This window comes from Pseudoalteromonas sp. A601 (genome assembly GCF_002165575.1).
In the GTDB taxonomy this organism is placed as follows: Bacteria; Pseudomonadota; Gammaproteobacteria; order Enterobacterales; family Alteromonadaceae; genus Pseudoalteromonas.
Genome location: NZ_MXQF01000016.1, coordinates 84,360 through 97,020, shown reverse-complemented (window position 1 = coordinate 97,020; position 12,661 = coordinate 84,360). Strand labels below are relative to the sequence as shown.

At 40.3% G+C, this 12,661-nt stretch carries 12 protein-coding genes; 10 read left to right on the top strand and 2 right to left on the bottom strand.

The genetic code is table 11. The features are described from left to right. Nucleotides 1–62: 62 nt before the first annotated feature. The 4 genes from B5G52_RS14465 to B5G52_RS14450 all read left to right on the top strand — a co-directional run bounded on the left by B5G52_RS14465 (nt 63) and on the right by B5G52_RS14450 (nt 3,145). Nucleotides 63–983 (top strand): hydrogen peroxide-inducible genes activator, encoded by a 921-nt coding sequence (locus B5G52_RS14465; protein WP_087533351.1) that lies wholly within the window; start codon nt 63–65, stop codon nt 981–983. A 112-nt stretch (nt 984–1,095) separates the two neighbouring features. Beyond that, nucleotides 1,096–1,638, top strand: coding sequence for an RNA polymerase sigma factor (locus B5G52_RS14460; protein ID WP_087533350.1), 543 nt, complete (start codon nt 1,096–1,098; stop codon nt 1,636–1,638). Continuing rightward, on the top strand, nt 1,631–2,221 hold the full coding sequence (locus tag B5G52_RS14455; RefSeq protein ID WP_087533349.1) for a hypothetical protein: 591 nt from the start codon (nt 1,631–1,633) through the stop codon (nt 2,219–2,221). The genes B5G52_RS14460 and B5G52_RS14455 overlap by 8 nt, the downstream gene beginning before the upstream one ends. A gap of 12 nt (nt 2,222–2,233) precedes the next feature. Further along, a complete protein-coding gene (locus B5G52_RS14450; protein WP_087533348.1) occupies nt 2,234–3,145 on the top strand; it encodes a hypothetical protein in 912 nt (303 codons plus the stop codon). A 42-nt stretch (nt 3,146–3,187) separates the two neighbouring features. Here the strand turns inward: B5G52_RS14450 and B5G52_RS14445 are convergent, their stop codons facing one another. Both B5G52_RS14445 and B5G52_RS14440 read right to left on the bottom strand, forming a co-directional pair. Then, complete coding sequence (locus tag B5G52_RS14445; protein WP_087533347.1) at nt 3,188–3,412, bottom strand: hypothetical protein; 225 nt, start codon at nt 3,410–3,412, stop codon at nt 3,188–3,190. A gap of 212 nt (nt 3,413–3,624) precedes the next feature. Beyond that, complete coding sequence (locus B5G52_RS14440) at nt 3,625–6,141, bottom strand: EAL domain-containing protein (RefSeq protein WP_087533346.1); 2,517 nt, start codon at nt 6,139–6,141, stop codon at nt 3,625–3,627. Between the two features lie 167 nt (nt 6,142–6,308). Here B5G52_RS14440 and queA point away from each other — a divergent pair, with 167 nt between their 5' ends. The 6 genes from queA (at nt 6,309) to B5G52_RS14410 (ending at nt 12,617) form a co-directional block, all read left to right on the top strand. Next, a complete protein-coding gene (gene queA, locus B5G52_RS14435; RefSeq protein WP_087533345.1) occupies nt 6,309–7,340 on the top strand; it encodes a tRNA preQ1(34) S-adenosylmethionine ribosyltransferase-isomerase QueA in 1,032 nt (343 codons plus the stop codon). 186 nt (nt 7,341–7,526) lie between these two features. After that, nucleotides 7,527–8,654 (top strand): tRNA guanosine(34) transglycosylase Tgt, encoded by a 1,128-nt coding sequence (gene tgt, locus B5G52_RS14430; protein ID WP_087533344.1) that lies wholly within the window; start codon nt 7,527–7,529, stop codon nt 8,652–8,654. Between the two features lie 28 nt (nt 8,655–8,682). Further along, nucleotides 8,683–9,021 (top strand): preprotein translocase subunit YajC, encoded by a 339-nt coding sequence (gene yajC / locus B5G52_RS14425; RefSeq protein WP_087533343.1) that lies wholly within the window; start codon nt 8,683–8,685, stop codon nt 9,019–9,021. A 22-nt stretch (nt 9,022–9,043) separates the two neighbouring features. Continuing rightward, on the top strand, nt 9,044–10,903 hold the full coding sequence (gene secD, locus B5G52_RS14420) for a protein translocase subunit SecD (protein WP_087533342.1): 1,860 nt from the start codon (nt 9,044–9,046) through the stop codon (nt 10,901–10,903). A gap of 9 nt (nt 10,904–10,912) precedes the next feature. Next, nucleotides 10,913–11,860 carry a protein translocase subunit SecF gene (gene secF / locus B5G52_RS14415; RefSeq protein WP_087533341.1) on the top strand — a complete coding sequence of 316 codons (948 nt, stop codon included), beginning with the start codon at nt 10,913–10,915 and terminating at the stop codon, nt 11,858–11,860. Nucleotides 11,861–12,086: 226 nt separating this feature from the next. Continuing rightward, nucleotides 12,087–12,617 carry a hypothetical protein gene (locus B5G52_RS14410; RefSeq protein ID WP_140394333.1) on the top strand — a complete coding sequence of 177 codons (531 nt, stop codon included), beginning with the start codon at nt 12,087–12,089 and terminating at the stop codon, nt 12,615–12,617. Nucleotides 12,618–12,661 lie beyond the last annotated feature (44 nt).

Sequence of the window (12,661 nt, the reverse complement as noted above, 5' to 3'; positions counted from 1 at the left end):
TAGCTTGAAAAGATCTCAATGCCCTAGGTATTGGGGTCTTTTTATTTGTAGGTAACAAAGTAATGACTAATTTACCCAGTATTAAACAGCTGCAATATTTATTGGCTGTGCATCAGCATCAACACTTTGGCCGTGCCGCCAGTGCTTGTTTTATCGGTCAGTCAACGTTAAGTAGTGCAATTCAAACTCTAGAAGAAACACTCGGTTGCCAGTTAATTGAGCGTGAAAATCGCAGCCTAATGTTTACTGCTATTGGCGAAGAAGTTGCTGAACGTGCTCGTAAAATCATTGACGATACACTAAGCGTTAAAGAGCTGACTAAAAGTCATTTAAACCCATTAAGTGGTAAATTAACGTTAGGGGTAATACCTACCATAGCAAGCTTTATAGCTGCGCCTTTATACCATTTTTGCCAGCAAAACTTTATCGAATTAGAACTGATACTGGTCGAAGATACCAGTGATCAGTTGCTAGATAAGTTAGAGCATGGCCATATAGATTTAGCACTACTTGCCTTACCCTATGATACCGATAAGTTTCATACCCAAGTATTGGCTCAAGATCATTTTAGTTTAGTGCATCACTCAGACTACAAACCAGCCGCAGGTATTGAAGACTTTAATTTATTACCAGATGCGAGTGTATTTTTATTAGAGCGTGAACATTGCATGACAGGGCACGCACTAAGCGCTTGTCATTTAAATCGTTCAAGTTGTATTAATCCCTTTGAAGCGGCAAGCCTGCATACGTTACTAAGCATGGTTGAACATCAGCTCGGCGTAACATTCCTACCACAAATGGCGATCAATGCAGGGATTCTTGCCAATAAAAATATGCTTGCAACACCATCAAAGGGTGATGCATACCGCGATATTGGAATATTGTGGCGTAAAACGACCGGTCGAATTCGAGATTTTAGATTGTTTAGCCAAGCGCTCGAGGAGTTTTTAAATAAGCAATGTCAAATGGGCAATGCCTCCTAGCCACAAATACTGAAAAAGCTCAATTTATTTGAGCTTTTTTGATCTCATTTCAAACTATTTATTTTCTCCCCTCGACTAATCTAATAAGTAAGTTAATTAAAAATTGAGAATTGTGTTTTTTCAATCACTAGAAACATTAATCGCAAAGGCACAACAAGGTAATAAACGTGCATGGCTTAAGCTGGTTAAACAGCATGAGAGCCAAGTTTATAACTATTGTTTGCGGATGCTGAGCAACCCTGATGATGCAATGGACTTAATGCAGGAAGTGTTTATTTCTGTGTACAAAAGTTTGCCAAAATTTCGCGGTGAATCAAGTTTTAACACCTGGGTATTTCAAATAGTGCACCGGCGTAGTGTTGAGTATTATCGGCGCCGTAAGCAGTTTCAGAGCCTTAATGAAGTGCCTGAACAGGTGTGTGAGCATAGCGAACTAGAGAATAATCAGTTAGTGCAAGTTGAGCATCAACAATTAAAAATAATGTTAAATAACTTACCGTGGGAGCAGCGTTTAGTGGTCGAGTTAAAGTTTTTTCAGCATTGCACTTTCGAAGAGATAGCTGAGCAGCTCGATATTTCCATAAATACCGCCAAGTCACGGTTATATAGTGCATTAGGCAAATTAAAAGTTCATTTGGAGGCCGTTGATGGCTAATTTAGAGTCGCTTTTTGAGCAATGGTTAGAAGGCAATGTTTTGAATGCTGCGCAATTACAGCAGCTTGAAAATGATCCTGAATATAGTGCGCTGATGAGCCAAGCACAAGTCTGGCAGCAGCATAGTAATGAATATAAAACGGTGCCAGTGCCACAGTGGGATCGCCAGTCGACCATGCTACAGTTCGCTTCTGTAAGCGTATTTAGTATGGCTGGGGTATGGGCTGTTGCGGCATCAGTTGTGGTTTGTTCGTTAATTTTTTTAGTGATGCCAAAACAACAGGCGCCAGAATTACTGAATCAGGTCGCTAAACAAACACAGTTATTAGAATCACAGCAAAAGCAAATAGACCAGTTACAGAAAGTTATAACTGCACAAAATGAGTTACAACAGCAACATATGTATCAACTAGCAAAAGAGGCAATAGCTACCGGACGGGTTGAGCGCCAGGAAGATCTTAATAATTTACTGACTTATTTCAAAACGCAGCGTGCTCAAGATCAAGCTTATCTACGGATGCAGTTAAACGATTTAGCCGAACAAGTTCAAGAGCAGCCATTGGCAGCTATCGCAAAAAATTAGGAGTAAATGAATATGAATAATAAACTGATTAGCGGCGTTATTATTGCCATGCTAGGTTGTACGAGTAGCAAGTTATTTGCACAAAGTCCGGATGATTTAGCTGCCATACAGCGAGAAGTTGGCATTATGGAGAACATTCTTAGCGCAGCATTAAAACAAGATACCGATAAAGCTGTGCGTGCTATAAAAGCTCATTATCTTGTTAAGCAAGGTGTTGTTTTTGAATTAGACATTAGAAGTTCGAACCGTTGGCAAAGTTTTTTTAGTAGCGTACCTAATGCGCCATTACCTCCTCTGCCTGAGATTGATTTTTCTGAAGTGAATATTGAGTTTATTAGCGACCATGCCCAAGCAATAAGCGAACATGCTGTTGAGTCATCCCGTAAAGCTTATCAACAAGCTATGGAAGTAATGAGAGAAGGGGCTGAACAAGTAAGAGAAGCAGCAGAACAAGAGCGTGATATAAGTCGTGAACTACGCGATTTAGAGCGTGAAAAGCGTGATCTTGAGTTTGCTAGCCGCCATGATAATAGCGCAGAAGCAAAAGAGTTAGCGCAACGCAAAAAGAGCCTTGAAAAAGAAATTGCAGCACTTGAAAAACAACAAGTAAAGCTCACTAAACAGCAACAGAAACTGCGTCAAGATATAACTGAAAAACAAGCAGAGCATGCCAAACAGCAAGCCGTAGAGCAACAAAAATTGCTCACCCAGGTTAATAACAGCATCAGTTTAACTTTGTGTGACTATGGCAGTGGGTTGCGTAACTTACCTAATGATGAGCATGTAAGTTTTGTGCTCAATGGTTTGGCTGATAACAGAAAAAGTATGATCAAAGTATTTAATAAGGCGGATATAAAAAAGTGTGTAATGGGCGATATTAAAGCTAATGACTTAGCCCTTAAAGCCATTAGCTATGAGTTCTAATACAACTTATTAAGAACGATCCCTGACCAACAAAGCAGCCTGTCATAAAGGCTGCTTTTCATTGTGTTCTTCATACTCAAACTGCTTATTGAATGGAGTAATATCCGGTAAAAACAATAAATACACCCATACCACTAGATTAAAGTAGGGTACTAAGCCTAGGCAAGTAAATGTAGTAACAGGGTAGCCTTTTAAACAAGCATAGCGGTAGCACTGATAAGTTATCCCTAAATTTACCAATAGCAGTAGTACGATCAATTGCGTCATAATTTAACTCCTTAAATTCGACAATACCACTAACAAAATGTTAATTGCTCAGTAGTATGTTCTAGCTAATTAGTGATGTCATGTGAATTTTTGTTTATCACAGTAAAAACAAGACATTTAACAACATCGTGTACAAAGTATAGATGAGTTACAGCTATATGGAAGTAAAAAATACGCAGAATTACGCAAGAAAGTATGTTTTTTGAGCTAGGTTATTGTTCGTAAAAAGTTTTGTTTTGAGATATTTTTTCAAGCTCATTTTTTATTTTTTCTACCGGTACAGGGCGTGAAATAAAGTAGCCTTGTCCGTAATCAACACCAATTTCTTTTAGTGCTAAAAATATCTCTTCATTTTCAACATATTCCGCTACAGAGCGCTTATCTAAAGAGCGGCTAATATCATTAATCGCTTTTACTAAGGCCAAATCGATAGGGTCATTAAGCATATCCCGAACAAACGAGCCATCAATTTTTACATGTTGCGCAGGGAGTTGTTTTAGATAATTAAAGGTGCTAAAGCCTGTACCAAAATCGTCAATTGAAAAGTGGCAGCCAAGACGGTTTAGTTTTTCAATCATGGCTCTTGTTGCAGCTAAATTGTTTATACTGGCAGATTCAGTTATTTCAAAAATCACCCGAGTTGCCGGTAAATTGAACTTCTCAAGGGTTGATTCAATATGGGGTAGTAACCGCTCATCTAAAAATGATTGAGCAGATAAGTTAATCGCAATTTGATTGAGCTCTGGATTAGCTGCGATAGCTGCAACAGCATTACGAATTACACATTGATCCATTAAGTAGGTGTCATTGAGTAATTCAAGAGAAGGTATAAATTGGTTTGGATATATCAATTCACCATCAAGCTTTAATCTCAGAAGTGTTTCAAAGTAGGCGACTTCACCTTTTTTGAAGTCCCAGATAGGTTGATAATGCAGTTCAACTTGATCCTGCTGAAGGGCTTGGCGGATGCTGTGGCCCCACTCTAGGCCAGCTTGTAATGTATTATGGCTGGCGTCGTCTTTAGAATAGCAATGAACCAAATTACGGCCTAAATTTTTGGCAATATATAAGGCGATATCAGCTTGCTTTAAACACTCACTCGGGTCGTGATTGGCTGCTGTTATTTGTGTTAAACCAATAGAGCAGCTAATTGAATAAATTTGTTCTTCCGATTTGAATTGATGGCCTTCAATTGCCATGCAGATGCTTTCAGCTACCAAATGAGCGTCTAACAAGTTTATGTTTTTTAAGATAACCGCAAACTCATCACCACCAATTCTACAAACAAGGTGTTCATCACTAATATTGGCTGTAAACAACTGAGCGACTTCTTTTAAAACAATATCACCTTGTTGATGGCCTTTGCTATCGTTGATAATTTTAAAGTGGTCTAAATCAATGTAAATCAGTGCATGTTCTACATCAGCAAAGGTATTGCTTGTTTGGCAAATACGATTTAATTGTTGATCAAAGTAATATCGGTTATGCAAGCCGGTTAAAGTGTCATGCAAAGCTAGGTGGCGTAATTGTAGCTCTGCTTGTTTACGCTCATGAATGTTATCAATGGTTGCAGTGATAGTAGTAGCGCTACTGCTATTTTTTATTAGTTGTAAGCGACACTCAACCCATATTGCACGGCCATCCTTATGGATGATCTGAATTTCAACTTTTTGTTGTTCTATACCATCTTGTAGTATCGTGCTGATTGTACTTAACAATTTTACTTTGCATTCATCAACACAAAAATCAGTGAGTGATTTAGTTAAAGTATGTTTTATGCCAAAGCCACTGAGTGACTCCCAAGCCGGATTAATAAAGCGGATAAGCCCTTGTTGATCGAACTCAAGCACGACGGTATTTAAGTGTAATAAAATACGCTGGTGCGCAGAAAACAGTTCTTTATAGCGGCTTTGGCTTTGACTTAATTGTTCAACCTTCTGTGCAAACTCAGCGTAACTTACCATAAAATCTTCACGGCGCGCGGCATGGTCGCACACTTTGCTCAAAAAAGACTGTTCGTAAGGGGCGCGTATAAAATCGGTAACACCAGAAAGAAGCAATTGCTCTGTGTAATCAGCATCATTCGTTTCAATAATGGTTACAATCGCTTGCTTAGAATTGTGTTGCAATATCTCTTTGACTAGCTCATTGGCAGGTCCTGCAAGATCTGCAGTTGCATCCAGCAACACAATAGAAAAGTCTTGCTGTAAATAAGTTGCTAATGCTTGTTTGTTGGTTGTAGCGCGATTACAAGCAAAATTTAGCGCCAAGGTTTGCTCAATTTCAGCCGCTTTGTCATCGTCAACTTCTACTAACAGTAAGTTTAAGCGACTACTCTTTTCTAAGTGTGTGGACAGTACATTGGCTAACACTTGTGGCAGCATATCTTGGCGTTCAAACGGCAGCACAGCATCAATACCATAACTACGGGCTGTTGTTTCAGCTATACGTTCACAATAAATAGGAGGAGTAAGTAGAATGGGCGTATTCTTTTTAGTTTTTAACAGCCCAGAGCGTATCATCCGAGAAAAGCGCCAGCCATCAATTTTACCCACATCGAGGCCAGTGATTACAACATCAACAGCTTGATGTTTTAAAATCTCTAACGCTTGTTGCGTGTCGCTAACTTCAATGAAAGTGAATACATTTAGTTTAGTAAGAGTTGACCTAATAGTCTGACGCTCAGTCACACTGGCGTTTAAAATCAGCAACTTTAGCTGCTTAGCCATGAAGTCATTACCTCTTATTAACCCATGCTTAATTCAATAGATTAGGATAATGCCATTTGTTCCTAATCACAAGCAAACATTCTGGCTATTTTATAACTGAGTTAGTTGAGCAAAGCGGCTGATACAGTTAAACTTGGCGCGACTTTTTTGATCTGGATATATTTAATATGCGCGTTGCTGACTTTAGCTTTGATCTCCCTGATGAATTGATTGCTCGTTTTCCAAAAGAGGATAGAACAAGCAGCCGTTTACTTACTTTAGATGGCCCATCAGGTGCACTTGAACACAAAGTATTTAGCGATATTTTAGCGCTAGTGAACGAAAATGATTTACTGGTCTTTAACAATACCAAAGTAATTCCAGCGCGTATGTATGGGCAAAAAGAGTCTGGCGGTAAAGTTGAAGTGTTAGTTGAACGTGTACTTGATGAGCACAGAGTACTTGCTCATGTGCGTGCAAGTAAATCACCCAAGGAGGGCACCACGCTGACACTTGAAGGTAAAGCGAAAGCAACCATGATTGGCCGCCAAGGGGAGTTGTTTGAACTAGAATTCACCGATAGCCAAAATGTATTAGAGATTTTAAACGATATTGGCCACATGCCACTACCACCTTACATCGACCGCCCAGATACAGACGATGACCGTAAGCGTTACCAAACAGTGTATGGCGAAAAGCCTGGTGCAGTAGCTGCGCCCACAGCAGGACTCCATTTTGACGATATTTTAATGGCCGCGCTAAAAGAGAAAGGCGTTAACATGGCCTTTGTTACGTTACACGTAGGAGCAGGAACTTTTCAACCTGTACGTGTTGACTCTGTAGATGATCACATTATGCACTCGGAATACATTGAAGTGCCTGATGAAGTGGTTGCTTTGGTGGCTAAAGCAAAAGCAAATGGTGGACGAGTAATTGCAGTAGGTACCACGTCGGTTCGTTCTTTAGAATCTGCCGCAAAGATTCACGGCGGTGAACTCGCCAGTTACTTTGGTGATACTGATATCTTTATTTATCCGGGCTATCAGTTCAACGTAGTTGATGCCATGGTTACTAATTTTCACTTATCTGAATCAACACTTATTATGTTAGTGAGTGCTTTTTCTGGGCAAGATAACATCATGAGTGCGTATCAAACAGCGATAGAACAAAAGTACCGCTTTTTTAGTTATGGTGATGCAATGTTTTTGACCCGTAAGTAAATAAGACTCAGATGTAAGTAAAACCCTAGCTAAATGCTGGGGTTTTTTACTTTTAATCTGGGCTTTTATCCCAATTAATAGTAATGCCATAGTAACTAATGGTAGAATCGAGCGGTTAAATTATAGCTTGTTGGTGTTATTCACCGACATCAGTAGTTGGACTGTTTTTCCGACATTGAGGACGATATGAAATTTGAATTAGACCGTACTGACGGTAAAGCGCGCCGCGGCCGCTTGATTTTTGACCGAGGTGTTGTAGAAACACCTGCATTTATGCCTGTTGGTACTTACGGTACTGTTAAAGGCATGACCCCAGATGAAGTTAAAGATACTGGCGCACAAATTTGCTTAGGGAATACCTTTCACCTAATGCTGCGCCCTGGTACTGAGATCATCAAACAGCATGGTGATTTACACGACTTTATGAACTGGGATCGTCCTATCCTAACTGATTCAGGCGGCTTCCAAGTATTTAGTCTTGGCGCTATGCGTAAAATTTCTGAAGAAGGTGTATTGTTTAGCTCGCCAGTTAATGGTGAAAAAATCATGCTTTCTCCTGAAAAAGCGATGCAAGTACAGCGCGATTTAGGCTCAGACATCGTGATGATTTTTGACGAATGTACGCCATACCCAGCCACTGAAAAAGAAGCAAAAGATTCAATGGAGCTATCACTTCGTTGGGCTAAGCGTTCGAAAGAAGGCCATGGTGATAATCCATCAGCTTTATTTGGTATTATTCAAGGTGGTATGTACCCTGAGCTTCGCGCACAGTCGCAGCAAGGCCTTGAAGAAATAGGCTTTGATGGCTACGCGTTAGGTGGTTTATCTGTAGGTGAGCCAAAAAATGAGATGATCAACATTTTGGATCACTGCGCATATAAAATGCCAGAGAACAAACCACGTTACTTAATGGGCGTAGGTAAACCTGAAGACTTAGTTGAAGCGGTACGTCGTGGTATTGATATGTTTGACTGTGTTATGCCAACGCGAAATGCGCGTAATGGTCATTTATTTGTGACTGGCGGCATTGTTAAAATCCGTAACGCAGTACATAAGACAGACACTGGCCCACTTGATCCTGAGTGTGATTGTCATACATGTAAAAACTATTCTCGTGCATACTTACATCATCTTGATAAATGTAATGAAATTTTAGGTGCGCGACTAAACACAATCCATAACTTACGTTATTATCAGCGTGTGATGGAAGGCCTACGTAACGCAATAAGCGAAGGCAAATTAGATGAATTTGTTAATGATTTTTATGCTCGCCGTGGCCAAGAAGTGCCAGAGCTGGCAGATATAAACGATTAAATTTTATAAAAATTAAAGAGGAAGTGTTATGAGTTTATTTATTTCAAATGCCCACGCAAGTGCGGCTGGTGCAGCCCCAGCAGGTGGTGGTTACGAAATGCTAATCATGTTAGCTATTTTTGGTTTAGTGTTTTACTTTTTGATCTACCGCCCACAAGCTAAGCGTGTAAAAGAGCACAAAAGCTTAATGAGCTCGATGGCAAAAGGTGATGAAGTACTGACCCAAGGTGGTTTAGTGGGCAAAATTGTAAAAATCGCCGAAGACAAAGACTTCATCGTTATTGCATTAAACGATCAAACTGAAGTGACTGTACAAAAATCTGCGATTTCTGCAGTACTGCCTAAAGGCACAATGAAGTCGCTATAATTAGAATAATAAGGACAGGCACGTGTTAAACAAGTTTCCATTATGGAAGTATTTACTTGTTATCGCTGTGATAGCTATCGGCCTTTTATATGCTTCACCAAACCTGTATGGCCGCGATCCGGCCATACAGGTTTCTGGCGCAAAAGGTGCTGATGTTGAACTCAGTGTACTAGATACAGTAAATGGCATCCTCAAAGATAACAACGTAACAGTGAAATCTACAAAACTTGAAAATGGACAAATTTTAGTTCGTTTCAAAAACGTAGAAGAGCAACTTAAAGCGCAAGATTTACTGCGTAATTCATTGAGCGAAGATTACATCTCAGCCATTAATATGGCCCCGGCGCAACCTCATTGGCTGAAGAGCCTTGGTGGTAATCCAATGAAGTTGGGCTTGGATTTAAGTGGCGGTGTTCACTTCACGATGGAAATCGACATGGTGACAGCCGTTGATAACGCGCTGGAACAGATGGAGCAAGACTATAAAAGTGACCTACGTGGTGAAAAGCTTCGTTATCGCTCAATTCGCCGTGTCGCTAATAGCGAACGTATGCGAGTTGAAATGCGCAGCGAAGAAGATAAAGATGCCGCTGAACGTTTTCTTCAGTCTCGCTACCCGTTACATACTTTCATAGATGACAGCTCAAACGATAACGCCTTTTATGCCAATCTTAGCGATTTAAAGCTTAAAGAAATTCGCGATTACGCTATCAAGCAAAACGAAACTATTATTCGTAACCGTATCAACCAAATTGGTGTTGCAGAGCCAAACGTACAGCGCCAAGGTGCTGAGCGTATTATCGTGCAATTACCTGGTGTACAAGATACAGCTCGCGCGAAAGAAATCCTCGGTGCAACAGCAACTCTTGAGTTTCGTGAAGTAGACGAAAATGCCGATCCAACAGCGGCAGCACAAGGGCGTATTCCTGCTGGCACAGAAATGATCATGAGCCGTGACGGTTACCCTGTAGTGCTTAAAAAGCGCATCATTCTTGAAGGTAGCCACATTACAGGTGCACAATCAGGTGCCGATGAATATCAACGTCCGCAAGTGAGTATTAGCCTTGATAGCAAAGGTGGCGCTAAAATGAATGCGTTCACTAAGCGCGCCATTGGTAAACGTATGGCAACGGTATTTATCGAATATAAGCCATCAGGTAAAAAAGATGCTAACGGTAAAGCGCTTCCGCCAATTAAGGTTGAAGAAGTTATTAACGTCGCTACAATTCAGGCTCGCCTTGACCGATCATTTCGTATAACTGGGATTGATAACCCAGCTGAAGCCCATAACTTAAGCTTACTACTTCGTGCAGGTGCACTTGTTGCGCCAATTCAAATAGTTGAAGAGCGTACTGTAGGCCCAAGTCTAGGACAGGAAAATATCGAAGCAGGTATGACCGCCGTTGCTCTTGGCTTCTTATTTGTACTGATATTTATGCTGGTTTATTACAAAGGTTTTGGCATGGTGGCAAACATTGCTCTTGCAGCGAACCTTGTGTTGATCATTGGTGTGATGTCGTTAATTCCAGGCGCTACACTAACGCTACCAGGTATTGCCGGTATTGTATTAACCGTCGGTATGGCAGTTGATGCCAATGTACTTATCTTTGAGCGTATTCGTGAAGAACTTGCTGATGGACGTAGTCCGCAACAAGCAGTTCATCATGGTTACGACAGTGCATTTAGTACTATTTTTGATGCAAATGTTACGACTTTAATTGCAGCTATTATCTTATTTGCTGTGGGTACCGGTCCAATTGCAGGCTTTGCCGTAACATTAGCGATTGGTATTTTGACTTCAATGTTTACAGCCATTGTTGGCACGCGTGCCGTGATCAACTTATTTATCGGTGGTAAACGTGTCGATAAGCTGTCAATTTAAGGAGCGATGATGCAAATTTTAAAATTAGGCGGCAGAACGTTAAAGTTCATGTCGTTACGAAAAGTTGCAATGGGTATCTCAACGCTACTTATTTTAGCTTCATTAGCTTCTATTTTTGTAAAGGGCTTAAACTTTGGTTTGGACTTTACTGGTGGTACGGCCGTTGAAGTAGGTTTTTCACAGCCAGCGGACTTAAAAAAAGTGCGTGCGGTCCTGGCTGAAAACAACTTTGCTGACGCATCGGTACAGTTATTTGGTTCTAGCCAAGAGATATTAGTGCGTTTAGCACCGCGTGGCGATGACGTAAAAGCTGAAGTAATTGGTAATCAAGTAATTGCAGCATTAAAACAAGCTGATGACAGTGTAGTAATGCGCCGTATTGAGTTTGTTGGCCCAAGTGTCGGTGAAGACTTAAAAGAGCAGGGTGGCCTAGCCATGTTAACTGCACTTATCTGTATCTTGATTTACGTTGCATTTCGTTTTGAGTGGCGTTTTGCCTTAGGTGCGGTTTCGGCACTTATGCATGACGTTATTATTACTTTAGGCTTGTTCTCAGTACTTGGTTTGGAGTTTGATTTAACCATTCTTGCTGCAATACTTGCAGTAATAGGCTATTCACTTAACGATACCATTGTTGTATCTGACCGTATTCGTGAGAACTTTCGTAAAGTTCGTATTGACGACACGATAGAGATTATCGATATCTCGCTTACGCAAACACTTAACCGTACATTGGTTACATCAATCACCACTATTTTGGTATTGATTGCACTATTTGTATGGGGCGGACAAACAATTCATGGCTTTGCCACTGCATTATTGTTTGGTGTTTTTATTGGTACGTATTCATCAATATATGTTGCCAGTGCGGTAGCCATTGCTATGGGTGTGAGTAAAGAAGACTTAATCCCTGAAGTGATTGAAAAAGAAGGTGCCGATTTAGATCCAATGCCTTAGATGTTGCTCTAAACAGCAGAACTAAATGTACTTTTAAAAACCGCTCTTTGAGCGGTTTTTTTATTGCAGGAACAAGCTTCAGCCGTAACTGTCTTTAAGCTTAGGGTTATGTGTAAAGCTTATCGGCGCTAAAGCGCTCTCCTACGAATTTAATTATTGCTGTTTCTAGAACGTGATTTTTCATATAATAAGCATTATTCTTCGTTTTCATACAAGTTACCACTTTATGCTTAAGTCACTTCTTCTCGCCAGCCTTTTAATCATGCTTAGTGCATGTGGTGACAATACTGAATCTACACACTCTGAACAACTCGATGAGCCAGTGCAATTAACCTTACTTGAGCAATATCGTAATCAAGCAGTATATGTATTAGATATTATTAATATCAATAATGATGCGAATAAATTACAAAAAGAATCAGCGAAACTAGTGACACTGTCGCAATCATTATTGAAAGATCTCACTGTTGAGGTTCCGCAATGTACGAACTATTTAGTTAGCCTAAATGCTGCTGCCGCGGACATGACGAGTTTACCAGTTGAAAAAATTGCAAGTGATTACCTACGTGGTAAAAAGTTACCTAGCTTCGAACAACCCATTTGCTATCACATTAAAGAGCTACTTGTTCATGGAGCTATGGTGCAAGCTATTGCTGATAAAGGGCTTAACAACAGCGTAGAATATAAAACGGCTGAGCTTGATATGATTGAAGCCATAGCTCACTTTGAGCAAGTTGAAGCTGAGCTGGCGGATTAGACATATAACTGTCATACTTAGTTGCTACTTTAACCGCCTCTTAA